The organism is Edwardsiella sp. EA181011, assembly GCF_000800725.1.
GTDB lineage: Bacteria > Pseudomonadota > Gammaproteobacteria > Enterobacterales > Enterobacteriaceae > Edwardsiella > Edwardsiella anguillarum.
Window position 1 is genome coordinate 1843122 of the sequence record NZ_CP011364.1, and the last position, 25722, is coordinate 1868843.

At 62.3% G+C, this 25722-nt stretch carries 25 protein-coding genes; 19 read left to right on the forward strand and 6 right to left on the reverse strand.

Annotated elements, in window-relative coordinates; genetic code table 11:
* Positions 1-55 precede the first annotated feature (55 nt).
* From tssC to QY76_RS19235, 3 genes are all read right to left on the reverse strand, one after another.
* Positions 56-1543, reverse strand: a complete 1488-nt coding sequence (gene tssC / locus QY76_RS08180) for a type VI secretion system contractile sheath large subunit (protein WP_034162666.1) — start codon at positions 1541-1543, stop codon at positions 56-58.
* Positions 1540-2055: a type VI secretion system contractile sheath small subunit gene (gene tssB, locus QY76_RS08185; protein ID WP_045424188.1), complete on the reverse strand. Its 516-nt coding sequence runs from the start codon at positions 2053-2055 to the stop codon at positions 1540-1542. Before tssB ends, tssC begins: the two co-directional genes overlap by 4 nt.
* A gap of 249 nt (positions 2056-2304) precedes the next feature.
* The gene (locus tag QY76_RS19235) at positions 2305-2868 is read right to left on the reverse strand and encodes a hypothetical protein (protein ID WP_225865102.1); all 564 of its coding nucleotides are present in this window, start codon (positions 2866-2868) and stop codon (positions 2305-2307) included.
* Positions 2869-3271: 403 nt separating this feature from the next.
* Here QY76_RS19235 and QY76_RS08195 point away from each other — a divergent pair, with 403 nt between their 5' ends.
* The 4 genes from QY76_RS08195 to QY76_RS08210 all read left to right on the forward strand — a co-directional run bounded on the left by QY76_RS08195 (position 3272) and on the right by QY76_RS08210 (position 6733).
* The gene (locus QY76_RS08195) at positions 3272-4651 is read left to right on the forward strand and encodes an SH3 domain-containing C40 family peptidase (RefSeq protein ID WP_235439464.1); all 1380 of its coding nucleotides are present in this window, start codon (positions 3272-3274) and stop codon (positions 4649-4651) included.
* Positions 4652-4963: 312 nt separating this feature from the next.
* A complete protein-coding gene (locus QY76_RS08200) occupies positions 4964-5764 on the forward strand; it encodes a TSUP family transporter (RefSeq protein WP_045424190.1) in 801 nt (266 codons plus the stop codon).
* Between the two features lie 100 nt (positions 5765-5864).
* Complete coding sequence (locus QY76_RS08205; protein WP_081854047.1) at positions 5865-6413, forward strand: elongation factor P hydroxylase; 549 nt, start codon at positions 5865-5867, stop codon at positions 6411-6413.
* Between the two features lie 38 nt (positions 6414-6451).
* Positions 6452-6733 (forward strand): YfcL family protein, encoded by a 282-nt coding sequence (locus QY76_RS08210; RefSeq protein ID WP_034162662.1) that lies wholly within the window; start codon positions 6452-6454, stop codon positions 6731-6733.
* A 122-nt stretch (positions 6734-6855) separates the two neighbouring features.
* On the opposite strand, the gene mnmC is transcribed toward QY76_RS08210, so the two are convergent.
* Positions 6856-8880 (reverse strand): bifunctional tRNA (5-methylaminomethyl-2-thiouridine)(34)-methyltransferase MnmD/FAD-dependent 5-carboxymethylaminomethyl-2-thiouridine(34) oxidoreductase MnmC, encoded by a 2025-nt coding sequence (gene mnmC, locus QY76_RS08215; protein ID WP_045424196.1) that lies wholly within the window; start codon positions 8878-8880, stop codon positions 6856-6858.
* Between the two features lie 172 nt (positions 8881-9052).
* On the opposite strand from mnmC, the gene fabB reads away from it, so the two are divergent.
* Complete coding sequence (gene fabB / locus QY76_RS08220) at positions 9053-10264, forward strand: beta-ketoacyl-ACP synthase I (protein WP_034162660.1); 1212 nt, start codon at positions 9053-9055, stop codon at positions 10262-10264.
* Positions 10265-10586: 322 nt separating this feature from the next.
* Positions 10587-11333 carry a trans-aconitate 2-methyltransferase gene (locus QY76_RS08225; protein WP_034162659.1) on the forward strand — a complete coding sequence of 249 codons (747 nt, stop codon included), beginning with the start codon at positions 10587-10589 and terminating at the stop codon, positions 11331-11333.
* 71 nt (positions 11334-11404) lie between these two features.
* On the opposite strand, the gene asr is transcribed toward QY76_RS08225, so the two are convergent.
* A complete protein-coding gene (asr, locus tag QY76_RS08230; RefSeq protein WP_038631172.1) occupies positions 11405-11953 on the reverse strand; it encodes an acid resistance repetitive basic protein Asr in 549 nt (182 codons plus the stop codon).
* A 148-nt stretch (positions 11954-12101) separates the two neighbouring features.
* The gene (locus QY76_RS08235) at positions 12102-12461 is read right to left on the reverse strand and encodes a DUF4186 domain-containing protein (RefSeq protein ID WP_034162658.1); all 360 of its coding nucleotides are present in this window, start codon (positions 12459-12461) and stop codon (positions 12102-12104) included.
* A gap of 267 nt (positions 12462-12728) precedes the next feature.
* Here QY76_RS08235 and QY76_RS08240 point away from each other — a divergent pair, with 267 nt between their 5' ends.
* The 13 genes from QY76_RS08240 to purF all read left to right on the forward strand — a co-directional run bounded on the left by QY76_RS08240 (position 12729) and on the right by purF (position 25709).
* Positions 12729-13049 carry a suppressor protein gene (locus QY76_RS08240; RefSeq protein ID WP_235439465.1) on the forward strand — a complete coding sequence of 107 codons (321 nt, stop codon included), beginning with the start codon at positions 12729-12731 and terminating at the stop codon, positions 13047-13049.
* Positions 13050-13101: 52 nt separating this feature from the next.
* Entirely contained in the window at positions 13102-15108 is a 2007-nt protein-coding gene (locus tag QY76_RS08245; RefSeq protein ID WP_034162656.1) for a protein-disulfide reductase DsbD, read from the forward strand.
* Between the two features lie 3 nt (positions 15109-15111).
* Positions 15112-15720: a DsbA family protein gene (locus tag QY76_RS08250; RefSeq protein WP_235439466.1), complete on the forward strand. Its 609-nt coding sequence runs from the start codon at positions 15112-15114 to the stop codon at positions 15718-15720.
* Positions 15717-16220: a protein disulfide oxidoreductase gene (locus tag QY76_RS08255; protein WP_034162655.1), complete on the forward strand. Its 504-nt coding sequence runs from the start codon at positions 15717-15719 to the stop codon at positions 16218-16220. Before QY76_RS08250 ends, QY76_RS08255 begins: the two co-directional genes overlap by 4 nt.
* Positions 16221-16358: 138 nt before the next feature.
* The gene (gene pdxB / locus QY76_RS08260) at positions 16359-17486 is read left to right on the forward strand and encodes a 4-phosphoerythronate dehydrogenase PdxB (RefSeq protein ID WP_034162654.1); all 1128 of its coding nucleotides are present in this window, start codon (positions 16359-16361) and stop codon (positions 17484-17486) included.
* 108 nt (positions 17487-17594) lie between these two features.
* On the forward strand, positions 17595-18605 hold the full coding sequence (locus QY76_RS08265; protein ID WP_045424204.1) for an aspartate-semialdehyde dehydrogenase: 1011 nt from the start codon (positions 17595-17597) through the stop codon (positions 18603-18605).
* Complete coding sequence (truA, locus tag QY76_RS08270; protein WP_034162652.1) at positions 18605-19432, forward strand: tRNA pseudouridine(38-40) synthase TruA; 828 nt, start codon at positions 18605-18607, stop codon at positions 19430-19432. Before QY76_RS08265 ends, truA begins: the two co-directional genes overlap by 1 nt.
* A 14-nt stretch (positions 19433-19446) precedes the next feature.
* Positions 19447-20112, forward strand: a complete 666-nt coding sequence (locus QY76_RS08275; protein WP_034162651.1) for a DedA family protein — start codon at positions 19447-19449, stop codon at positions 20110-20112.
* A gap of 262 nt (positions 20113-20374) precedes the next feature.
* Entirely contained in the window at positions 20375-21283 is a 909-nt protein-coding gene (gene accD, locus QY76_RS08280) for an acetyl-CoA carboxylase, carboxyltransferase subunit beta (protein WP_034162650.1), read from the forward strand.
* Between the two features lie 147 nt (positions 21284-21430).
* On the forward strand, positions 21431-22702 hold the full coding sequence (gene folC, locus QY76_RS08285) for a bifunctional tetrahydrofolate synthase/dihydrofolate synthase (protein WP_045424207.1): 1272 nt from the start codon (positions 21431-21433) through the stop codon (positions 22700-22702).
* Positions 22692-23471: a cell division protein DedD gene (dedD, locus tag QY76_RS08290; protein WP_034162648.1), complete on the forward strand. Its 780-nt coding sequence runs from the start codon at positions 22692-22694 to the stop codon at positions 23469-23471. Before folC ends, dedD begins: the two co-directional genes overlap by 11 nt.
* Positions 23472-23660: 189 nt before the next feature.
* The gene (gene cvpA / locus QY76_RS08295; protein ID WP_034162647.1) at positions 23661-24170 is read left to right on the forward strand and encodes a colicin V production protein; all 510 of its coding nucleotides are present in this window, start codon (positions 23661-23663) and stop codon (positions 24168-24170) included.
* 21 nt (positions 24171-24191) lie between these two features.
* A complete protein-coding gene (purF, locus tag QY76_RS08300) occupies positions 24192-25709 on the forward strand; it encodes an amidophosphoribosyltransferase (RefSeq protein WP_034162646.1) in 1518 nt (505 codons plus the stop codon).
* Positions 25710-25722: the final 13 nt, after the last annotated feature.

Here is a 25722-nt window from a genome sequence, read left to right on the forward strand (position 1 = left end):
GTGACAAGATAAACTGCGTTTTGGATATACGTGGTAAATAAGCTCGGCCAAATAGTTAGCCTTGCGCCGGCGGTGGCAGATCGGCGACTAGACGTAAAGACGCGGTCAGCCCCTCCAGTTGGAAATGGGGTTTTAAATAGGCTACCGCCTTATAGAACCCCGGTTTGCCTGGAATATCACTGACATCAATACGGGCTTCCCGTAATGGATATTTCGCCTTGATATCCTGGCCGGCATCATCCGAGCCGACCACATAATTACTGATCCACTGATTGAGAAAATATTCACATTCACTACGGCTCATAAAGCTGCCGATTTTGTCGCGGACCATCGATTTTAAGTAATGGGCGAAGCGTGAGGTGGCCATAATATATTGCAGCTGGCAGGAGATCCTGGCGTTGGCATTGGCCGAGTCACTGTCATATTCCTTGGGCTTTTGCACCGACTGGGTCGAAAAGAAGGCGGCATAGTCGGTACCCTTACAGTGGGTCAGGGCGATAAATCCCAGCTCGGCCAGCTCCTTTTCCCGGCGATCGGTAATGGCCACCTCGGTGGGGCACTTGAGTTCGACTTCGCCATCATCGGTGGTAAAGGTGTGCGCCGGCAGTCCCTCCACCAGGCCGCCCCCTTCGGCTCCCCGGATGGCGGCGCACCAGCCATATTTGGCATAGGCCTGGGTCAGGCGGGTGCCCAGCGCATAGGCGGCGTTCAGCCACAGATACTTGCCATGCTCCTTGCCGTTGACATCCTCCTCAAAGTTGAATGCCTCTACCGGCACCGTCGTGGCGCCGTAAGGCAGCCGCCCAAGCACATGGGGCAGGGCCAGGGCGATATAGCGGGCATCCTCCGACTGACGCAGCGACTTCCACTTGGCATACTCAACCGTATCAAAGCCCTTGGCCAGATCCCTGGGGATCGACAGCTCGGTCAGGCTATCCAGACCGAACATTCCGGCGCTGGCGGCAGAGAGGAAGGGGGCATGGGCCGCCGCCGCAACGTGTGAGATCTCCTCCAGCAGAAACAGATCCTCCGGGTGGTTGCTGAACTCGTAATCCCCGATCATGGCCGCAAAGGGGGCGCCGCCAAAGGTACCGTACTCCTCCTCATAGACTTTCTTGAACAGCGCGCTTTGATCAAATTCGGCGGCGCTCTTAAAGTCGCGGATCAGATCTTTGCGGCTGACGTTCAGCATGCGGATCTTCAGGCCGGTACCGGTCTCGCTTTGATGTACCAGGTAATGCAGTCCTCGCCATGACCCTTCCAGCCTTTGGAAATCCGGCTCATGCATAATGGCGGACAGCTGGGTGGAAAGCAGCGCATCGATCTGGGCAATACGCGCCTCAATGCTGGCCAGCACATCCCCGGACACCGTCACCGTTCCCGACAGAACCTCACTAACCCATTCACCCAGCAGATCCCGGGCCCGCGCCTTCTCCAGGTCACTACGCGCCATCCGGGTTTCCGTGATGATGCTATCCAGCAGGCCGCCCTCTAACGCCGCGCTCTCGGCGGCGTTGTTCTCTGGCAAGTTCTGTTCGCTCATGGCTGCTTCTCCTCGCCAAAACCGGTCTCTTTGCCCAGACTCTGCAGCTTTTCGGTATCCTCGATGATGCCCTGCAATACCTCTCCCAGGCGCTCATTGCTGTACATCTTGTTTTTCAGGTCAGAGAGGCGGCTGCGGATATCCATCAGCTTACGCAGCGGTTCGACCTGCGCCGCGACCCGCTCAGGGGTGAAGTCCGCCATGCTCTGAAAATGCAGATCCACCGACAGCTGGCTGCCGTCTCCGCTCAGGGTATTTTCGGTGCGGAATGACAGGTGGGGATGCACCCCTTTGATGACATCGTTGAAGTTGTCGCGATCAATCGAAACGAATTTGCGCTCTTTCAGCTTGGGAAGCGGGGTTGCCGGCTGTCCTGAATAGTCACCGAGCACCCCCATGACAAATGGCAGCTCCTTCATTTCCTGCGCATCGCCAATCTCCACATCGTAGGTAATCTGCACTCTTGGCGAGCGAACTCGATCCAAAGTATGCTGCTTGCTTTCACTTGCCATGAAGTCATCTCCGTAACATTTCTTACAACACTGCGTAACGTTATGGATAGCGATTGTAGGTGAATGAATTAGCCAATCTTTGTAAAAAATACATATTCATTCCAATCTCGACTATCCGATTATTCCCCGGGCTCGATGCTTTCCATCGGGTATTAACGGCGCCGGCGGCAGGCCGTTAATACTCGGGATAAGGGGCTCTGTTCGGGGATAATTCCCTTGAAAGGAGGATGGGTTTTGACGTAATAAGCGCTATTTCAATATTGAAAATTGGTGGCTACTGATATGCCCGACCGTCAGGTTTGGAATATAGAACTGTGTGGCCCCGCCGGGGAGCATTGAGCTCCGGCCTTTTTGTTCCAGCGTGATATTTCGTCTAGAGGTCATACCATTATCAATGCGCGACATGCCCTTAAATCCACCGAACCAGGCATAGACGGGAACCTTGAGGGTTATCTCAAGTAAGTATTCGAGAGAGCTCCAGTTTTCTTTGATCACGGAGGTGAGTCGTCCCCATTCCCTCATTGATACCCCGTTTTGCTTAGCGATCAGCATACGCTGGCGCAGACCGCCATCGTACCGGAATGGCTGGACCGGGCTCCACCAGGGAGATAGCGGGCTATCGTCAGTGATCGGGGACCTTGCCAATGAATTAAATCCATTGAATTTGTATAAGGCTGTCCCCGCCGGGAGCAGCTCTTTCGTCGGCTGCCCATAGGCTATGTTAAATGCATCGCTGACGTAGGTTTTTGCCTTTTGATCTGTACAAATGCTTCCAACACCGGACCATTCCAGCTCGGAATTCAAAGTCAACATAACGCGCCATCCTTTTTTCAGTAGCATTGAGCTCGTTATTGTAGGCGGGTGAAATATCTAATCTTTGCAAAAAAAACCGATTCATTTGTCTATGGCCAATCCGCGTTATTCGGTTATATCCAGCGTTCCGTACGTATCATCTGCTGTTTGTTTACTTATCGATCATCGAGTTATCTATAAGTCACGTGAATAAAAGCTAATGATATTTCGTCTGGCGTTAGAAAATAGAAGGATGGTTGAGTCGGCGTTTATTCTGGATGTGCGATGACATAGCGAGAGGACCATTATGTAGACAATGGGGCAGGCTGCTCAGCATGGGAGATAAAATATGATAAATCGTCCGGTTTCTGGGTGGATACAATTGCCCTTATTCGCCTTATCCCTACTGCTTTCCGGATGTCAGATGGAAGGAGGGCGCGGCGTCTCATCGCCTCCCGCAACGGCGCACGGAAGCGTCATCGATCCGACCAAATCGCGCTTTCCTCTGCAGAATTATCCGCAGTCTGTCGACCGCTGGATTCAGCCTGAAAGCAAGGACTATACGGTTGCGCTAATGGATGTGTCAGCGCAACATCGCCATTTTACCCAATTAAAATCATCCTATTTTGGCATTAATCCTCAGGATAAATCCCCGTGGAATGCGGAATATATCAGCGCCCTGCTGCAGGGCGAGGCGAGAGAGAACCGCGAGCGCATTATTCACCAGTTTCTCCTCCCCGAGAGCCGCTCTTGGGGCAGTAACTTTCGGCTGAATCCGCCTGAGTGGAAAGCGCAGTTAATGCAGAACAGCGCATCCACAATCGATAGCGTTTTTCACCCGGGGCAGCGGGGGATTACGCTAAGAGAGACGGCGGTCAGGGCACTGCCGACCGCGGAGCCGGCCTACGGCGATCCGCACCTGGCCGGGCAGGGATATCCCTTCGACGATCTGCAGATGTCGTCGATTCGGCCGGGCACGCCTGTCTACGTATTAACGCTGAGCCGGGACACCGGCTGGAAATATGTTGTCTCTCCCACGGTGATGGGCTGGGTCAAAAGCGATGACGTGGCCGCGGCGGATAGTCGGTTTATCGCCGAGTGGCGGAGGCTGGCGCAGAAAAATCTGGGGGCATTTATTCAGGCCCCGGTCTCGGTGCACGACGGTAAGCGGTTTTATTTTATCGCCCGCCCCGGCACGATACTGCCGTTTGGCGCGGCGTGGCCGGGGTATTACCGAACGGCGGTTCCGACGCTCGGCGCGGACGGTAAGGCGCGCCTCCGCTGGGTGACGCTGAGCGCCAGCGCCTTTACCGCCATGCCGTGGCGCATGACGCCGCAGAATATGGCAACGCTGATGAAAACCATGGGCGGAAAGCCCTACGGCTGGGGAAATTACCAATTTTACAATGATTGCTCATCGGAGATCCGTAGCCTGATGCTGCCGTTCGGCATCTTTTTGCCGCGCAACTCCGCCGCACAGATTCAGGCGGTGTCCAGAACCGTCGATCTCTCTCCGTATAGCCTCCGTTCCCGCCTGGATTACCTGACCACGCATGGCCGGCCATTCACGACGCTGGTCTACATTCAGGGGCATATCATGCTGTATATCGGCAATTCGTTCGTTCATGGGCAGGCGGTGCCAATGACCTACCAAAATATCTGGGGATTGAGTCCGTCGGATCGCCAGCGGCGCAGCATCATTGGCGGCGCGGTATTTTTCCCCCTGCTGCCGGTCTATCCAGAGGATCCCTCGCTGGCTTCGCTGGCCGGTAAGCAGCTCTTCAAGCTTGGCTTTATTGAATAGTCCTGCCCGCTCTGCCCGGTTGCCCTTCGCCGTGGGCGCGCCGGGCTCTGCGGCTGTTTGGCAGTCACGGGTGGGCACGCGGGCCGCGTCGGAAGATGGTGAGGCGCCCCATCGCCCGCGCTGCCCGCTCCCCATCGCCGGGTATCGCATCGGTGGCATGATAAAAGTCAGTTACCGCAGCGAGATTGTTTGTCATGATAGCGGCCTATTTAGTGGTCTCAATCACATACTGATGCATACGTTTTTTGTATCCGATGCTGTCGATGTGATATGGGGCGTATACAACACGATGGGACGGTTCAGACAAGGATCATGGAGACGCTATTGCTTTCTCCCGAGCTGCTCGGGGTTTTATTTTGCGTGGCGCTGTTCGCCGGCTTTATCGATGCCATTGCCGGCGGCGGCGGACTGTTGACGGTGCCGGCGCTGCTGGCCGTCGGGCTGCCGCCCGCCCAGGCGTTGGCCACCAACAAGCTGCAGTCGGTGGGGGGATCGTTTTCGTCCAGCCTCTACTTTATTCGTCGCCGGGTGGTCAACCTTGCCGAGCAAAAGTGGGTCATTCTGCTGACGTTTTTGGCCGCCGCGGCCGGCGCGCTGCTGGTGCAGCGCCTGCAGGCGGAGATATTACGCCAGCTGCTGCCGTTTTTGGTGATCGGGGTCGGGCTCTACTTTTTGCTGACGCCGTCGCTGGGGGCGACGGAGGGGGTGCGGCGCGTCGGTATGCCGCTGTTTGCCGTGCTGGGCGGCGCCAGCGTCGGTTTTTATGACGGCTTTTTCGGCCCCGGCGCCGGCTCGTTTTATGCGCTGGGCTATGTCATGCTGCTGGGGCTGTCGCTTCCCCAGGCGACGGCGCATGCCAAGGTGCTCAACTTTACCTCTAACGCGGCGTCCCTGCTGCTGTTTATCATCGGGGGAAACGTCGTGTGGAGCGTGGGGCTGTGCATGCTGGTCGGACAGGCGATCGGCGCCCGCCTCGGCGCTCGGATGGTGCTAACCCGCGGGCAGCAGCTGATCCGGCCGATGATCGTTGTGATGTCGCTGATCATGAGCATTAAGCTGCTGTATGACAACCACGGCAGCGATATCCTGTCCTGGGTGCAGCGCTGGCTGTAGCGCGGCTGATGCAAGGCGGCGGCGCCTGTGCGACAATCTGCCACCGTGATGCGGCGCCGCGGCGCCGCGCGTTATTTTCTCATCAGGCCCAGAGATGACCATGCCCGAGACCCATCATTATCAGCAGTTAATCGATCTATTCGCGCAGACGTTCGGCAGCGAATACCACACCCGCCTGGTGGCCGGCGACGGCGAACCTATCTATCTGCCGGCGGATGACGCGCATCCGGATCACCGCATTCTGTTTGCCCACGGCTACTATGCCAGCGCGCTGCACGAGATCTCACACTGGTGCATCGCCGGGGAGGCACGTCGCCGCCTGGAGGACTATGGCTATTGGTACTGCCCGGACGGGCGGGACGCCGACACGCAGTCGCGCTTTGAGGCGGTAGAGATTAAGCCGCAGGCGCTGGACTGGCTGTTCTGCGCCGCCGCCGGCTACCCCTTTAACGTCAGCTGCGATAATCTGGAGGGCAGCTTCGAGCCGGATCGCATCGCGTTTCAGCGCCGGGTGCGAGAGCAGGTGCTGAGCTATCTGGCCGAGGGTATCCCCCCGCGTCCGGCGCAGTTTATCCGTGCGCTTCAGGCGTTTTATCGTACGCCGGCACTGAGTGCCGCTGACTTTCCCTATCCCGACGATTTACAGTGATGCGCGGCGCGGCCGATGCCGATGCGCAAGGAATCCCTATGATTGCAGAGTTTGAAGAGCGTATTTTGACGCTGATTGATGAGATGGTTGACAGCGCCAGCGACGATGAGCTATTTGCCGGCGGCTACCTGCGCGGCCACCTGACCCTGGCGGTGGCGGAGATCGCCTCACAGCCGCAGGCCGCGCCCGCGGCGCTGGATGCTGCGGTGCGCGCCAGCCTGGTGCGCGCCATTCACGCCGGCGAGCTCTCTCCGCCCGATCAGGCGCTGGTACACAACCTATGGCAGGATCTCTACCGCCGGGCTCAGCATGAAGCCTGAGGCCGGGAATCCTTCGCGCGCTCAGGGGTGGGCAGGATACATCGCGCCGTAGTGAACAGACGGGGCGCCGCTTCAGCGGCGCCACCGCCGGATAACGCAGGAAGGGCGGGGGGTGTCTCCCGCTACGCCATCCCTTTTCCCTTAAGCCATTTACGCAGCCAGAAACGGTTGGGGCTGAGTGCGTCCAGCAGATCCTGCTCCAGCGGTAGCGCCTCGTCGTGGATTTGCCCGGCCAGCAGCTCGGCGCACAGCGGCGCGCTGCACAGACCCCGAGAGCCGAGGGCGGCCAGGATAAACAGATCCGGATGGTGCGGCGCGGCGGCGTTGGTCTCCGCGGGGACGCGCTGCTGCGGGCGAGGATGTGGATAGCGCGGCTGCAGCGCTGGGGCGTCCGGCAGCGCGCCGACCAGCGGCAGATGATCGCGTACGGCGCAGCGTATGCCGATCCGCGCCGCCGCGGCGCTGACGTCCACCTGCTGCGGCCACGTCGCCTGCGGCAGCGACGCGATCAGCCGCTGGCGGTTGTCCTGCTGCTCCTGCGGGCTGTACTCCCGATCGGTGCAGTTGCGTCGGTAGCTGGCGCCGAGGCAGTGAGTGCCGTAGTTCGGGCTGCAGGGGGTCAGATAGCCGTCATGGCACAGTACCTGGCGCAGCGGCGCCAGCGCCGGGGCGGTGGGAATATGGCTCACCTGGCCGCGCACCGGATAGAGCGGCAGCGCGTCGCTCTGGCTGAACTCGCCGGCGCGGGCGCCGCCGGCCAGCACGACGCAGCCGTGCAGGCGGGTCGAGCCGTCGGCCAGCCGCAGGCGCCAGCCCTCCGGCGCCGGCTGCAGCTGCCGAACCTCATGGTTAAAGTGCAGGGTGGCCCCCTGACGCTCCGCCAGCGCCAGGGCCTGGCGGGTCAGCTCAGCGGGATCCAGCCAGCCTCCGAGGGGATAGCAGACGCCGCCGACCGGCAGCGGCAGGCCGCAGCGCAGGCCGAGATCGGCGGCATCGCCCCCTTGCGCCAGCCACTCGGGCCAACCGGCGGCCAGCAGCTGCGCTATCTTTTTCTGGCTGGCGTCATCGTAACCCAGCTGGCTGACGCCGCACCATTGGTGGGGAAAGTCGACGCCTTGGGCCGCCAGCGCATCGTAGGTGCGCAGGGCGTAGGGAAAGGCGCGGGCGTAAAAGCGCTCCAGCGCATCGCCGCGGCCGTTAAGCAGGGGATAGAGCGCCCCCTGACGGTTGCCGGAGGCGCCCTGCGCCCCCTGCGGATCGGCGCAGTAGAGGGTGACGCGGCTGCCGCGCCGCTGCAGCGCCAGGGCGCACAGGGCGGCGGCGATGCCGCCGCCGATCAGCGCGACCTCGTCAGGGCGGCGGGCCGCCGGCCGGGCATACCAGGGCGCCCGCAGCGCATCGGGCGGCAGCGCCGTAGGGCGCCGTCCCGCCAGACACTCCCGCTTTTGCCCAAATCCTTTGACTTTACTGACCTCAAATCCGGCCTGGATCAGGCCGCGGCGCACAAATCCGGCGGCGGTAAAGGTGGCGAAGGTAGCGCCGGGCCGGGCTAGACGCAGCATGGCGTCGAAGAGCGCCTGGGTCCACATATCCGGGTTTTTCGCCGGCGCAAAGCCATCCAGAAACCAGGCGTCCACGTGCCCCCTGAGGCCGTCGGGCAGCTGCGGCAGCAGCGCGTTGACGTCGCCGAACCACAGATCCAGCGTGATGTGCGGCGCCGGGTGCAGACGGTGGCAGCCGGGCAGGGCGTCGGGCCATACGGCGTACAGCTGTTCGCTGAGTTCCGCCAGCTCTGGCCAGGCGGCGTGGGCGGCGCGCAGGTCGTCGCGGCACAGCGGGTATTTTTCAAAGCTAATGAAGTGCAGACGCGGCGGTCCCTGGTCGGGATATGCCTGTCGGAAGGCACGATGGGCCTGCCACAGAGTGAGAAAGTTCAGCCCGGTGCCGAAGCCGGTTTCTGCGACGGTAAAGTCAGGGCGCCCGGGCTCAAACCAGCGCTGCGGCAGCCCGTTGCCCTGCAGGAAGACGTGGCGGGTTTCCGCCAGCCCGTCCTGATTGGAAAAGTAGACGTCGTCAAACTGCTGCGAAACAGGCGTACCCTGTTGATTCCAGCTCAGCGATGCACCCTGTATCGATGTATGGTTCACGTTTTTTTACCGCTAAATCAGCCAGTGGACGATTTTAACGGTCTGTGCCCGGGGCGGCAAATTTAGCGCTATCTGGTTTTACCAGCGCTGATCGGACTTGCCTCGGCGTACAGGTGTACGCTAAAGTGCGTTGCAAATCCCGAATGACAAAAATTTTTTCAAGAGGTAATAGATGAAACGTGCAGTGATTACTGGCTTGGGTATTGTTTCCAGTATCGGTAACAACCAGCAGGAGGTGCTGGCGTCTCTGAAAGAAGGGCGTTCGGGGATCACCTTTGCGCCTGAGCTGCAGGAGGCCGGCATGCGTAGCCAGGTCTGGGGCAACATCAAGCTGGATACCGCCGGCATGATCGACCGCAAGGTGATGCGTTTTATGAGCGATGCGTCGATCTATGCCTACCTGTCGATGCAGGAAGCGATCAAGGACTCCGGTCTGAGCGAGGATATGGTTTCCAACAACCGTACCGGTCTGATCGTGGGCTCCGGCGGCGGTTCCCCGCGTAACCAGGTTGCCGGCGCTGACGGTATGCGCGCCCGCGGTATCCGCGGCGTGGGGCCGTATATGGTGACCAAGGCCATGGCCTCCGGTGTCTCCGCCTGTCTGGCCACGCCGTTTAAAATTCGCGGGGTTAACTACTCCATCAGCTCCGCCTGCGCCACCTCGGCTCACTGCATCGGCAATGCCGTTGAGATGATCCAGCTGGGCAAGCAGGACGTGGTCTTTGCCGGCGGTGGTGAAGAGATGTGCTGGGAGCTGGCCTGCGAGTTCGACGCGATGGGCGCGCTCTCTACCCATTACAACGATGCGCCGGAAAAAGCGTCCCGGACCTATGACGCCAAGCGCGACGGCTTTGTCATCTCCGGCGGCGGCGGCATCGTGGTCGTGGAAGAGCTGGAGCACGCGCTGGCGCGCGGCGCGCACATTTACGCCGAGATCGTCGGCTACGGTGCTACCTCCGATGGCTATGACATGGTTGCGCCATCGGGCGAAGGCGCGGCGCGCTGCATGCAGATGGCGATGCAGGGGCTGGATAAGCCGGTGGATTACCTGAACGTACACGGCACCTCCACCATGGTGGGCGACGTGAAAGAGCTGGGCGCTATCCGTGAGGTCTTTGGCGACCATACGCCGGCTATCTCTTCTACCAAGGCGATGACCGGTCATGCGCTGGGCGCCGCGGGGGTTCACGAAGCCATTTACACCCTGCTGATGCTGGAGCACGGCTTTATCGCGCCGAGCATCAACATTGAAGAGCTGGATGAGCAGGCCGCCGGGATGGATATCGTTACCGCCACCACCGAGCGCGATCTGGATGTGGTGATGTCCAACAGCTTCGGCTTTGGCGGCACCAATGCGACGCTGGTGATGCGCAAGCATAAGTAAGCGTATCGGCCAATCCTACCCGCGATGGCGGGTAGCGTAATGATGTCTCCCCCTTGTCGGCCGCGTTGTCGGCAAGGGGGTTTTCTTTTCAACTCCTCTGCTTCTGCTTCTGCTTCTGCTTCTGCTTCTGCTTCTGCGTTTGTCTCTCTTTTTATGGCTAGCCACACGGTGAGGGATTGATCCCGAGGGGAAAATACGGTTTAGCTGTTTATGTCATTTTGTGCGCCAAACCGCGTTTTTTATGCCTGGTATCCGGCGTCGGGATAGGTACACTCATAACCACGGCGCGATGACGCCGGCGTCATCACCCAAAGGAAAAACTATGGGACAGCTCAACCATTACGCTATTGCCTATCAACAAATCCGGGCGCTGATCCGTTATCCGGAGTCGCTGTATCAGTTTTTGGCCCGCCAGTGCACCCACCACGATCGGGCGCTGGATCTGGGCTGTGGCAGCGGTTTCTCGACCGCCCGCCTGCAGACCTATTTCTCTCAGGTTATCGGCTGCGATCGCGATGAGACGCTGGTCGCCCAGGCGCGGGAGAACTACCCCCAGCTCAATTTTAGCGTCGAGTCCGCCGAGCGCTATGTCCCGCCGCAGCCGGTCGATCTGTTGACCTGCGCCACGGCGTTTTACTGGATGGATCGTCCGCTGATGCTCTCGCGGATGCCGCAGCTGCTGCTGCCGGGCGGGGTCTTCTGCGCCTACCGCTACGAGTTTCCGCTTGTGTACGGTCCGCTGCGCGACGTGGTGGAGTATGAGCTGGCGACGCGCTGGGCGCCGTTTCGCGATCGGCGTCTGGTGGACTATGACGATACGCTGGAGCTGATGCAGATCCAGCCGCAGCTACAGCACAGTCAGCGCCATCTGTTTCCCAATATTCTGACCCTGAGCGTGGCGCAGCTGGCGACCTTTTTCCTGTCGACCAGCTATGTCACCCGCTATATGGAGGAGCGGGGCGGGCCGGAGTACGCTAAGCGACTGATGGCGCTGCTGTCGGCGGGGGGAGAGCGCGATGTGCGGGTGAACTTTGACGTGACGGCGTTCGTCTGTCGCCTGCGTCGCTAGTTTGCCGCACCGATGACAAAGACGCCCCGGCGGTGAGGCCGGAGCGTCTGGGCTGTCTTTACGCGGTGGGCTTAGGCTTTCGGCGCCGCTTTTTTGTGATGGGTCTTCTTGGCGGCCTGCGCTTTCTGCGCTACGGCCGCTTTCTTGTGGTGAACCTTCTTGGCGGCCTGCGCCTTCTGCTCTACGGCCGCTTTCTTGTGGTGAACCTTCTTGGCGGCCTGCGCCTTCTGCTCTACGGCCGCTTTCTTGTGGTGAACCTTCTTGGCGGCCTGCGCCTTCTGCTCTACGGCCGCTTTCTTGTGGTGAACCTTCTTGGCGGCCTGCGCCTTCTGCTCGACGGCCGCTTTCTTGTGATGAACCTTCTTGGCGGCCTGTGCCTTCTGCTCTACGGCCGCTTTCTTGTGGTGTGCTTTTTTCGCTGACTGGGCTTTCTGCTCGGTCGTGGCTTTTTTATGGTGCTTTTTGGTGCCGTGATGTTTTACGGCGCCCGCCTCTTTGGCCGCCGGGGCGGCGCTGTGGGCTGCTGGGGCTGCGGCAGGCGCCGCGGTCTGTTCGGCGGCAAATGCGGCGGAAGAGAGACCCATCGCAGCAGCGACAACCAGAGCTAATACTTTATTCATTTTTCCTGTCCTCAAAATTTGCCGTTTGGTAAGCCCCCACTGGAGCCGTTGAGGATATGTTAGGCAGCGGCGCGACGATTGTCCGTGTGTGTTTGGTGTCGGTAAGTAACCGTATGTACAACGGCGGTGAACCGCCTTCTGTCCGCGCTCAGCGCGGCGTTTGCGCCGCCAGCCAGTGGGCCAGCAGCGCCAGAATGTACAGCTTTTCTCCGCCGCTCAGCGCGCGGCCGCGCGGAATATGGTGCCATTTTTCCAGGCAGCTGCGGCAGCAGGTGGCGGTGGCGTGCTGCGCCACAAAGACCGGGTGTCCGCGCATGGGCGTCTGCCTGCCATCGTAGGAGATGCGGGCCGGGGCCAGCCGCGTATCGATAAAGTCCCGGGCATGGTTTAGAACCTGCGGCCATCCCTTCGTTTGCAGGTAGTGCCACTCGGCGTCGCTGAGCTGAAAACGGCGCCGGAAAGGGGAGCGTTGCAATCGCCGCCAAACGGCGCTGGAGAGAGGTAACATGCCGGGCTGAGTCCTGTTGCTGAATGCGGGAGCGGTGCATAACCAAGATAGATGGTCGGTAGGGCGGCAGCGGGGTGTCCCCGTCGTCCTTACCGGGAAAGGTCAATACCATGCCCCTTTTGGCTGCGGATGACAATCCGTGCTATCCCCCGGCGGCTGCCCGGGATGATGATTGTGAAATAGCGCCGGAACGGTAAGATAACCGTGGGTGACAAAGGGAGCGGATCGCGTGCAGCATAGTCGGGCGGCAAAGTTTTTTTAGCGCTGGTGTGCCTGCTGGTGGCGGTGTGTACCGCCCAGCGGATAGCCGGGCTACAGCCGCTGGGCGCCCCGCCGTCGCTCTCGGCCCAGAGCATGGCTGCGCCCGGAGCGGAGGATAACGACGCCCCGTCCGCGCACTGTGCCCTGCGGGCCAAAATGCTGCTGTCCGCGCCGCCGCTGGAGCACCTGGGGGCTGTTCCGTGGGCTTTCCTGGCGCTGCTGCTTTGCCCGCTATGCCCGCCCGCCCGTTTTTTTACCGCGCCGCCCCCGGCGCTCTCCCCGCCTCAGCGGCGTTTACACTTACGCCTGTGTATCTTCCACGAATAACGCCAGACCGGTTTGTTGGGTCCTGGTCTAGGCTTATTTATGGAGAAAAACGATGGCTTTTATTTTTCGGGCGCTGGCGTTCTGCCTGTGCCTCTGGCTGCCCGGCGTATGGGCGGCCGACAGCGGCTGGCTGAGCGGTGATGGCAACGGCCATGCACAGGTTCGCTTCAGCGCCGCGCGTCAGGCATCGGATCGCGTGGATCTGGTGGTGCAGGTGGCGCTGGCTCCGGGCTGGAAAACCTACTGGCGCTCCCCGGGCGAGGGGGGCGTCGCGCCGGAGATCCGCTGGCGCACTGCGCTGGACGGGGTGGACTGGCGCTGGCCGGTTCCGCAGCGTTTTGACGTTGCCGGCCTCTCGGCGCAGGGCTACCTGCAGAATGTTATCTTCCCTATCCGCTTACGTACGAACGCCCCGCGCTTACAGGGGGTACTGACGCTGCCGGTCTGCAGTACGGTGTGCGTGCTGAGTGATTACGCCTTCGATCTGGATTTGGCGGCCGCGCCGCCGGTGGATTTTCGCCATACGCTGGCGCGGGCAGAGGGCGCGCTACCGCTGACTAGCGGGGTCGTCACTCAGGTGGCGGCGGCCTATGTGCCGGGGGAATTGACCCTGCGCGCCGCGCGACCCGGCGGCTGGCGTTTACCAGCGCTGTTCGTGGATGCGCCGGAGGGGGCCGACTTTGCCGCGCCGCGCCTGTGGCAGGAGGGGGACTGGCTGTATGCCCGGGTTGCGGTGAGCGATGGCTGGCAGGGGAAGGCTCCTGACTTGCGCGGTACGCCGCTGAACCTGCTGCTCAGCGATGATGGCGTTGCGCGTCAGCTGTCGGTGACGCCGATCACTGGCAGCGTGGCTCCGCCCCGCGGGGAGTCCACGCTAACGCTGTTCGGTGCACTGGCGCTGGCGTTGGCCGGGGGGCTCATCCTGAATCTGATGCCCTGCGTACTGCCGGTATTGGCGATGAAACTGGGGAGCGTATTGCATGTCCCGGCCGCCGATGTTCGGGGGCTGCGCCGCCAGTTTCTGCTGTCCGCCGCAGGGATAATCAGCGCTTTTGCGCTATTGGCGGCGTTGATGAGCGGGCTACGCTTGAGCCAGCAGGCCGTCGGCTGGGGAATTCAGTTTCAAAGCCCCTGGTTTCTCGCGCTGATGATGCTGGTCACCCTGCTGTTTGCCGCCAATCTCTTCGGCTTTTTCACCATTACGCTCTCCAGCCCGCTGATGACCCGCCTGGCGGGGCGCTCCGTCGGCCATTTCTGGCAAGGCATACTGGCGACCCTATTGGCGACGCCGTGCTCTGCGCCGTTTATGGGAACGGCGCTGGCCTTTGCTCTGGCGGCCCCGCTGGCCCAGCTGTGGCTGGTCTTTTTGGCGTTGGGGGTCGGAATGAGCGTGCCCTGGCTGGCCGTCGCCATGTGGCCGGGCGTCGCGCGGCGTCTTCCCCGCCCCGGGCGCTGGATGTTACACCTGCGTCTGTTCCTGGGCCTGCTCATGCTGGCGTCTGCGCTGTGGCTGCTGTCGCTGCTCGCGGTGCACATCGGCTGGCCCCGCGTAACCTGGCTGATGGCGCTGGTGGCGCTTTCATTGCTCGGGCTGGCCCTGTGGCGCTATGGCCGGCGGGGATTTATCGCCGCACTGGCGGCCGGGGCCATGCTGGTCTGGGTTCCCGGCGTGATGTATTGGGGCAGTGCGCTGACGCCGCTGCAGGATAGCGTGGTCTGGCAACCCCTTAGCGAGCCGGCATTGAGGCAGGCGCTGGCGCAGCGTAAGCGGGTCTTTGTCGATGTGACGGCCGATTGGTGTGTGACCTGTAAAGCAAATAAAATCAATGTATTACTGCGAGATGATGTCCAGCGGGCCCTGCGTGCTGACGATGTGGTCGCGCTGCGCGGGGACTGGACATTGCCCTCGGCATCGCTGGAGGCGTTTATGCGCCAGCGCGGCGCCGTGGCCATTCCCTTTAATCAAATCTATGGTCCGGCGCTGCCGCAGGGCATCACGCTTTCCCCTCTACTCGATCGCCAGTCGCTGCTGGATCAGCTGGCGGCGGCCAAGGAGTAACCGATGACAATGATCAAGAGTGTCCGCTATTTTACCGTCGTGGCCGTGCTCCTGCTGGCGACGCTGGCGTCAATACGCGCCCCGGCGGCGTCACAGGGACAGGATCTGCTGTTCCATAACCCGGCAACGCCGCGCCTGGGAGCGGCGGATGCCAAGCTGACGCTGGTGGTGTTTACGGATTACAACTGCCCTTACTGTAAACGCCTAGACCCGTTGCTGGAGCAGATAGTCAGCCGCTACCCCCAGGTGGCGGTGGCGATTAAAATTCTGCCGTTCAAAGGCGAGAGCGCACACCGCGCCGCGCAGCTGGCGTTGACGCTATGGCGCCAACAGCCCGAACGCTTTTTGGCGCTGCACCGAACGCTGATGTCCAAGCGGGGTTACCATTCGGCGGGCTCCCTGCAGGAGGCATTGCAGCGGAGCGGTAACGGGTCGCTACAGCCGGACGGGCCGGGGAGTATTCAGGAGCTGCGCGACACGCTGATGCTGGCGCAGGCATTGGGGGTTGAGGGCACCCCTACGATGATTATCGGGAATCAGCTGATCCCCGGTGCGCTGGAGTATGAGCAGCTGGAGCAGGCGGTTCAGGCCGCGCTGGCACAGCAGCCATGAGCCGCCTGCGTCGTGCGCTACGTCAGGTATTATGGCTGGCGGTACTGCTGGCTGTCTCTGCCGGGGTAATGGATTATCTGCGGCAGCCCCGCCTGCCCCCGAATCTGCCGGAGACCCTCCACACCCTGGAGGGGCGCCCGCTCTCTCTGACGGCGCTGAGCGCGGAGCGGCCGCTATTGATTTACGTCTGGGCCAGTTGGTGCAGCATTTGCCGTGTGACCAGCCCCACGGTCGACGGCCTGGCCTCGCGGGGGGAGAATGTGGTGACGGTGGCGCTGCGCTCCGGCGACGATGCCAGCCTGACGCAGGCGCTGGCTCGGCGTGGCCTGCGCTTCCCGGTGGTGAATGACGCGAAGGGGGCGCTGGCCGCCTCCTGGCAGATAGGCGTTACGCCAACGTTTATTATCCTCTACCGGGGGCGCGTCACTGGCGTCACCACGGGCTGGAGCAGTTATCCTGGCCTGTGGCTGCGATTACATTGGCCGCGCTGGTTTGGCTAGACGAGGGCGCCCGCTGCCGGGCGCCTGTTTTTTGCCGCTGTCCCCAAGGTTGCGCTGCGGCTGTGGTTAGGTATCACGTCCATTTGGTGGCAGAATAATTCGTCCTGAACCGATTGCCTATGCCGCAGGGGAGAACAGATGAAAATTGTGGTTGATGAGAATATGCCGTACGCCGAGGCGCTGTTTGGCCGACTGGGTGAGGTCCAGGCCGTGCGGGGCCGCCCGCTGCCCGAGAGCGCGCTGGCCGGGGCCGACGCGCTGATGGTGCGTTCGGTGACCGCGGTCAATCAGGCCCTGCTGGCGGGGCATCGCGTTCGCTTTGTCGGCACCGCCACCGCCGGCACCGATCATGTGGATACGGCCTGGCTGGCGCAGGCCGGTATCGGCTTTTCCGCCGCCCCCGGCTGTAACGCCATTGCCGTGGTGGAGTATGTCTTTTCTGCCCTGATGCTGCTGGCGGAGCGAGACGGCTTTGCGCTGCGCGATAAGACCGTGGGGATCGTCGGGGTCGGCAACGTGGGCAGCCGGCTGCAGCGCCGCCTCGCCGCGCTGGGGATCCGCACCCTGCTGTGCGATCCGCCGCGCGCCGATCGCGGTGACGACGAGGTCTTTCACAGTCTGGCGGATCTGCAGCGCGAGGCGGATATCATTACTTTCCACACGCCGCTGAACAAGGGCGGTCCCTATCGAACGCTGCACCTGGCCGATGCGGACTTTCTGCGCGGGCTGCCGCCGGGGCGGATCCTGATTAACGCTGGGCGCGGCGCCGTCGTCGACAATGCGGCGCTGCTGCAGGCGCTGGAGGCGGGGCAGGATCTGCGAGTGGTGCTGGATGTCTGGGAGCCGGAGCCGATGCTGCCGCTGCCGCTGTTGGCCCGGGTGGATATCGCGACGCCACACATCGCCGGATACAGCCTGGAGGGGAAAGCGCGTGGTACCACCCAGGTGTTTGAGGCTTTTAGCGCCTTCTTGGGGCAGCCGCAGTCGGTGGCGCTGGCCTCTCTGCTGCCGCCGCCGTCGGTCGCCAGCGTGCGCGTTCACGGTCAGCCCGATCAGGCGATGCTCAAACGTCTGATGCATCTGGTGTATGATGTGCGCCGTGATGATGCGCCGCTGCGCCGCGTCGCCGCGCAGGAGGGCGAATTCGATCGCCTGCGTAAACACTATCCGGCGCGCCGCGAGTGGTCATCGCTGCAGGTACTGTGCGACGATAGCGCCAGCGCCTCGCTGCTGGCGGCGCTGGGCTTTGACGCCCGCGTCGCCTGAGCAGACAATTGATGCTTATCGCCAGTGCGCCCGGGCGGCGGACTGGCGATTTTTGATGGGCCATTGACAGGGACGGCGGCGTAATCCGTCGTCCGGGAGAGGATGAGAATGAGCGAAGGCTGGAATATTGCCGTATTGGGGGCAACCGGCGCCGTCGGTGAAGCGTTGCTGGAGCAGATGCAGCAGCGCGATCTTCCGCTGGGGGAGATCTATCTGCTGGCCAGCGAGCGCAGCGCCGGGGAGAGCGTGCGCGTCGGCGGGCGTCAGGTGACGGTGCAGGATGCGGCTACCTTTGACTGGGCCCAGGCCCAGCTGGCGTTTTTTGTCGCCGGACGCGAGGCCTCGCTGCGCTACGCCGAGGACGCCGGCAACGCCGGCTGTCTGGTGATCGACAGCAGCGATGCCTTTGCGCTGGAGGCGGACGTGCCGCTGGTGGTTCCGGGGGTCAATCCCCATGCGCTGGCGGAGTACCGTAACCGCAATATCGTGGCGGTGGCCGACAGCCTGACCAGCCAGCTGCTGACGGCGATCCATCCGCTCAGCGCTGAGATCGGCCTGGCGCGCATTGGCGTAACCTGTCTGCTCTCCGCCTCGGCCTACGGTAAGGCGGCGGTGGATGAGCTGGCCGGACAGAGCGCGCGCCTGCTCAACGGCATGCCGTTCGAGCCGGGCCTGTTCCAGAAGCAGCTGGCGTTTAATCTGCTGCCGCTGCTGGCGGATCCTCAGGGCAGCGTGGCCGAAGAGCGCCGTCTGGTGGATCAGGTACGCAAGGTGCTGCAGGAGCCCGGGCTGCCGCTGACGGTCAGCTGTATCCAGTCGCCGGTGTTCTACGGCCATGCCCAGAGCGTACATCTGGAGACCCTGCGCCCGCTCAGCGTCGAGGAGGCGCGGGAGCGGCTGACGCAGTCGGACGATATCCGCCTGAGCGAGGAGGATGACTACCCGACCCAGGTCGGCGACGCCTCGGGCAATCCGCATCTGAGCATCGGCTGCGTACGCAATGACTACGGCATGCCGGAGGCCCTGCAGTTCTGGTCGGTGGCGGACAATGTTCGCTTCGGCGGGGCGCTGATGGCGCTGGAGGTGGCGGAGCGCCTGATGCAGGAGTATCTCTACTGATGTCGCAGCAACCGTTGACCGAGCAGATACCGCGCCCGGAATATACTCTAGCACTGGGGATCGAGTACGACGGCAGCCGCTACGCCGGCTGGCAGCGCCAGCGGGAAGTCGATAGCGTCCAGGCGCGCCTGGAGGCGGCGCTGTCGCGCGTCGCCAGCGAGCCGGTGACGGTGTTCTGCGCCGGGCGTACCGACGCCGGGGTCCACGCCACCGGTCAGGTGGTGCACTTCACCACCCATGCCCTGCGCCAGGAGGGCGCCTGGACCATGGGCGTCAACGCCCATCTGCCCAAGGATGTCGCGGTACGCTGGGTTAAGGATGTCAGCCCCGATTTTCACGCGCGCTTCAGCGCGACGGCGCGCCGCTATCGCTACGTCATCTATAATCATCGCTATCGCCCGGCGGTGCTGCAGAGCGGGGTGACGCACTGCTATCTGCCGCTGGACGCCGAGCGCATGGCGCGCGCCGGGCAGGCGCTGCTGGGGGAGAACGATTTCAGCGCCTTTCGCGCCGCCCAGTGCCAGTCGCGTACCCCGTGGCGCAATGTCTCCCACCTGAGGGTCAACCGCTACGGTCCCTACGTGGTGGTCGATATTAAGGCCAATGCTTTTGTGCATCATATGGTGCGTAATATCGTCGGCAGCCTGCTGGAGGTGGGGTACGGCAACCAGCCGGAAAGCTGGATCGCCGAGTTGCTGGCGGGGCGGGATCGCACCCTGGCGGCGGCGACCGCCAAGGCGGCCGGGCTGTATCTGGTCGCCGTGGACTACCCGGCGCAATTTGCACTACCACAGCCGCCGATGGGGCCGCTGTTTCTACCCGATTGATAACCGGAGCCGTGATGGAATACCTACAGTGGATGGTTGATTTTATTCTGCATATTGATGTGCACCTGGCGCAGCTGGTCGCACAGTATGGCGTGTGGATTTACGGCATACTCTTTTTGATCCTGTTCTGCGAAACCGGCCTGGTCGTGACGCCGTTCCTGCCCGGTGATTCGCTGCTGTTCGTCGCCGGCGCGCTGGCGTCGCTGCCGAGCAACGATCTGAACGTGCACCTGATGGTGCTGCTGATGGTGATCGCCGCCATCGTGGGCGATGCGCTGAACTACACCATCGGCCGCCTGTTCGGCGAGCGGCTGTTCAGTAACCCTCGCTCGCGCGTGTTCCGCCGCAGCTATCTGGATAAAACCCATGCGTTTTATGAGCGCCACGGCGGAAAGACGATTATCCTGGCTCGCTTTGTGCCGATCGTGCGCACCTTCGCGCCGTTCGTCGCCGGAATGGGGCATATGTCCTACCGTCACTTCGCCGCCTATAACGTGATCGGGGCCCTGCTGTGGGTACTGCTGTTTACCTATGCTGGCTACCTGTTCGGCAATGTGCCGGTGGTGCAGGAGAACCTGAAGCTGCTGATCGTGGCGATCATCGTGGTCTCCATCCTGCCCGGGGTGATCGAAATTTGGCGCCATCGGCGTCAGGCGCGGCGGAATAAGGTCACAAAATAACCGCGTTGCGCTCACCTAAAGTGGGTAAAAAATGTAAACTCTGCACGGTTCGACCAGTTTTTTATCCACACGGTCGAACCGTTGTGGTTTAATGAACGGCATTTATGGTCTGTTCCTGCCAGTCAAAAAAAGCGGCCCGTCGCCTGGAGAAAGGGGAGACATGGGCTAAAATCGGGCTCAGCGTTGGCTGGGTCTTTGCATTTGGTTCCTTGGCAGGGGCAGAGGACTGGCATTCCGCCAGGTTCAAACAGAAAGGTCATCGATGAGCTGGATTGAACGCATTCTTAACAAGAGCAATATCTCTCAAACCCGTAAGGCAAGCATCCCGGAGGGCGTCTGGACCAAGTGTGACAGCTGTGGTCAGGTGCTCTACCGCGCCGAGCTGGAGCGTAATCTGGAGGTCTGCCCCAAGTGCGACCACCACATGCGTATGACGGCGCGCATGCGTCTGAATACGCTGCTGGATGACGGCAGCCACGTCGAACTGGGCAGCGAGCTGGAGCCGAAGGATATCCTGAAGTTCAAAGACTCCAAAAAGTATAAGGATCGCCTGGCCGCCGCTCAGAAAGAGACCGACGAAAAAGATGCGCTGGTGGTGATGAAAGGTACCCTGCACGGGATGCCGGTGGTGGCCGCCTCGTTTGAGTTTTCCTTTATGGGCGGCTCCATGGCCTCCGTGGTCGGCTCACGCTTTGTTCGCGCCGTTGAACAGGCTCTGGAGGATAACTGCGCCCTGATCTGCTTCTCCGCCAGCGGCGGCGCCCGGATGCAGGAGGCGCTGATGTCGCTGATGCAGATGGCGAAGACCAGCGCGGCGCTGGCCAAGATGCGTGAGCGCGGTTTGCCCTATATCTCCGTGCTGACCGATCCGACCATGGGCGGCGTCTCCGCCAGTCTGGCCATGCTGGGCGATATCAATATCGCCGAGCCGAAGGCGCTGATCGGCTTCGCCGGCCCGCGCGTCATTGAACAGACGGTGCGGGAGAAGCTGCCGGCGGGCTTCCAGCGCAGTGAGTTTCTGCTGGAGAAAGGGGCTATCGATATGATCGTACGCCGTCCGGCGATGCGCGATAAGCTGGCCTGTCTGGTGGCCAAGATGACTGGCCGTCCGGATCCGCTGGGCGACGGTACCCAACAGGCTGCTGACGCGGAAAGCAGCGCACAGGCGTAATATTTACGTCTGTGTTTCCGGCGCGCCGCACAGGCCGCCGATGCGGCGTATGGCGTATTCCATACGTCGCACCTCTTCGGTAACCGGCGCCCCTCTGGGGCCGGCTATACACGCCACAATCGGTTTTATTACGGGACGTAAAACAGCATGAATACGCTTCCTACGCCATTGGCAACCTCTCCACTCTCCACCTGGCTTGACTACCTTGAGCAGCTGCACAGTAAGACCATCGATCTCGGTCTGGACCGCGTGCGCCGCGTCGCGCAGCGCCTGGGCTTGCTGACGCCGGCCCCGGTGGTGTATACCGTCGCGGGAACGAACGGGAAAGGGACGACCTGCCGCACGCTGGAGGCGATCCTGATGGCGGCGGGCTATCGGGTTGGGGTATACGGTTCGCCGCACCTGCTGCACTATCGTGAGCGGGTGCGCATCCAGCACCGCGAGCTGGACGATGCGGCGCACGCCGCCGCCTTCGCCGCCGTTGAGGCGGGGCGCGACGGCGTATCGCTGACCTATTTCGAATTCGGCACGCTGGCCGCGCTGTACCTGTTTAAGAAGGCGGCGCTGGATGCGGTGATCCTGGAGGTCGGCCTCGGTGGCCGCCTGGATGCGACCAACATCGTGGATCCCAGCGTCGCGGTGGTGACCAGCATCGCGCTGGATCACACCGACTGGCTGGGCGATACCCGCGAGAGCATCGGCCGTGAGAAGGCCGGTATCTTCCGCGGCGCGGCGCCGGCGGTGGTCGGCGAACCCGATATGCCGGATTCGATTGGCGCGGCCGCGCAGGCGTGTGGCGCTCATCTGCTGCGACGCGGCGCGGACTGGGATTTCAGCGTGGAGGCTCAGGGGTGGCGCTGGCACGATGCCACGCGCCATGTTGAGGGGCTGCCGCTGCCTCAGGTGCCGCTGGCCAACGCGGCGACGGCGCTGGCGGCGCTCAGTTATGGGCCGCTGCCGGTCGATGATGCAGCGATCCGCCAGGGGCTGCGCGATGCGGTGCTGCCGGGGCGCTTTCAGCAGCTGTCGGAGGCGCCGCGCCTGATCCTGGACGTCGCGCACAATCCTCACGCGGCGGCCTATCTGGCCCAGCGGCTGCGCGCGCGGCCGCAGCGCGGCCGCCTGCGTATGGTGATCGGCATGCTCTCGGACAAGGATATCGCCGGTACGCTGGCCTGCCTGACGCCGCTGGTTGACCAGTGGTACTGTGCGCCGCTGGAGGGACCGCGCGGTGCGGCGGTCTCGGCGTTAACGGCGCATCTGTCCGCCGCCGCCCAGGCGTTCGACGGGGTTGAACAGGCCTGGCGTCAGGCGATGGCCGATGCGGCCGCCGACGACACGGTGGTGGTCTGCGGTTCCTTCCATACGGTTGCTCACGTGATGGCAGCCCTCGCGTCAGGAGAGACGGGTGGCAAGTAAGTTTCAGAACCGATTGGTCGGTACGGTGATCCTGGTGGCGCTGGGGGTGATCATTCTGCCCGGTCTGCTGGATGGCCAGAAAAAGCATTATCAGGATGAGTTTGCCGCGATCCCGCTGGTGCCGCGTCCGGGAGAGGACGATCCGACGGATGCCATTCCGCCGGTAACGCAGCCGCTGGGGGAAACGCCGCTGCCTAGCGCCAGCGCGACCGGTGCTGCGACGCCCCCTGCGCCCGCGCCTGCGGTGGCCCCGACGCCTACCCGCGGCGAGGGCGAGCTGGTAGAGCTGAAGCCGGTCGAGAGCCGGGCGCCGGAGCCCGCGCCGCAGCGTACGGCCCCGCCGCCGATCAGCGCACCGGCGCCGCAGGAGAGCAGGCCGAAGGCCAGCGAGCCGCCGACGCGGGTCGCGGAGAGCCGTCCCAAGGCCGCCGAGCCGGCGAAGAGCGTGACGCCGGCGCCAGAAAGCCGTCCGACGCCGCCGCCCGCGCCCGTCGCCAAGAGCGACGCCAGCGAGAAAGCGCCGGTCGGTCAGGCCTATGTGGTGCAGCTCGGTGCGCTGCGTAACGCGGGCAAGGTGAATGAGATCATCGCCAAGCTGCGTCTGTCCGGCTATCGAGTCTATAGCGTACCGGCGACGCCGGTGCAGGGCGAGATCAACCGGCTGTTCGTGGGCCCGGAGGCGTCGCGCGCCAAGCTGCAGTCGGCGCTGCCGGAGCTGAACAGCCTGAGCGGGCTGAATGGGCAGATCCGTAATTACAGCGTGCGCTAAGCCGCGCTTAACGGCGTTCGACGGCGCTGTTCGCGGCGGCGGACAGCGCCATTTTTTTGGTGAAAACGGGCGCAGGACGCGGCAGATTTATTTATGCCGTGCGGCGGAAATCTGCTACGCAAACGTTTTCTTTTTCTGTTAGAATGCGCCGCGGGCGACATTTGCGGCAGTTCATGCGTTGGAATTGTCATGGTTTGGATTGATTGGGTCATTATTGGCATCGTCGGATTTTCTGCACTGGTCAGCTTAATCCGGGGCTTTGTGCGCGAGGCGCTGTCGCTGGTTACCTGGGGAGCGGCGTTCTTTGTCGCCAGCCATTTTTACCCCTATCTGGCCGCCTTCTTTACCCGCTTTGAGGATCCGCTGGTGCGTAACGGCATTGCGATAGCGGTGCTGTTCGTCGCGACCCTGATCGTCGGCGCCATCGTCAACTATGTGATCGGCTCCCTGGTGGAGCGTACCGGGCTGGGCGGAACGGATCGGGTGCTGGGCATCTGCTTTGGCGCCATACGCGGTATCCTGATCGTCGCCGCGCTGCTGTTCTTTATGGACACCTTCACGGCGATGGCGCAAAGCGAGGAGTGGAAGCAGTCCCGGCTGATCCCGCAGTTTAGCCCTATCATCAGGTGGTCATTTGACTATCTGCAAAGCACGTCGAGTTTCTTGCCGGAGCACATGCCGTCGCTGCCGCTCCGGTAACGCTGATGAGGAAATGACAACATGTGCGGTATTGTCGGTATCGCCGGTTTTACACCGGTCAACCAGTCTATCTATGATGCTCTGACGGTGCTGCAGCACCGCGGCCAGGACGCCGCCGGCATCGTCACCATCGATGATAACCATGCCTTCCGCCTGCGCAAGGCCAATGGACTGGTCAGTGATGTGTTTGAGGCGCGCCATATGCAGCGCCTGCAGGGAAATATGGGGATAGGGCATGTGCGCTATCCCACCGCCGGAAGCTCCAGCGCATCGGAGGCTCAGCCGTTCTATGTTAACTCCCCCTTTGGCATCACTCTGGCGCACAACGGCAATCTGACCAACGCCCATCAGCTGAAGCAGCAGCTGTTTGAGCATGCCCGCCGCCATGTCAATACTACCTCAGACTCCGAGATCCTGCTGAACATCTTCGCCTACGAGCTGGATCGCTACGATCACTATCCGCTGAGCGAAGAGAACATCTTCGCCGCCGTCGCGGCGACCCATCGCCAAATCCGCGGGGCCTATGCCTGCGTGGCGATGATCATCGGCCATGGCATGGTGGCGTTCCGCGACCCGAACGGTATCCGGCCGCTGGTGATCGGCAAGCGAACCCTGGAGGATGGCCGTACCGAATACATGGTCGCCTCGGAGAGCGTGGCGCTGGATACGCTGGGGTTTGACTTTATCCGCGACGTGGCGCCGGGCGAGGCGATCTACGTTAATCTGCAGGGGCAGCTGTTTACCCGCCAGTGTGCCCAGGAGCCGAAGAGCCATCCCTGCCTGTTCGAGTATGTCTATTTTGCCCGCCCGGACTCGTTTATCGACAAGATCTCCGTGTATAGCGCCCGGGTGCGGATGGGGCAGAAGCTAGGCGAGAAGATCGCCCGCGAGTGGGAGGATCTGGATATCGACGTGGTGATTCCGATCCCGGAGACCTCCTGCGATATCGCGCTGCAGATCGCCCGCATTCTGGATAAGCCCTATCGCCAGGGGTTCGTCAAAAACCGCTATGTGGGACGCACCTTTATCATGCCGGGGCAGCAGCTGCGCCGCCAGTCGGTGCGCCGTAAGCTGAACGCTAACCGCGCCGAGTTCCGCGATAAGAACGTGCTGCTGGTGGATGACTCCATCGTGCGCGGCACCACCTCGGAGCAGATCATCGAGATGGCGCGTGAGGCGGGCGCCCGCCGGGTTTACCTGGCCTCCGCCGCGCCGGAGATCCGTTTTCCCAACGTCTATGGCATCGACATGCCGAGCGCGACCGAGCTTATCGCCCACGGGCGCGAAGTCGAGGAGATCCGCCAGCTGATCGGTGCCGATGGGCTGATTTTTCAGGATCTGACGGATCTGATTGAGGCGGTGCGTGAGGATAATCCGGATATCGAGCAGTTCGAGTGCTCGGTGTTTAACGGGGTGTACATCACGCACGACGTGGATCAGGCCTACCTGGACTACCTGCAGTCGCTGCGCGGGGATGATACCAAGGCGCTGAACCATCAGCAGCAGGCGGAAGATCTCGCGCTGTATAACGAGGGGTAGGGGCGCGCCCCGC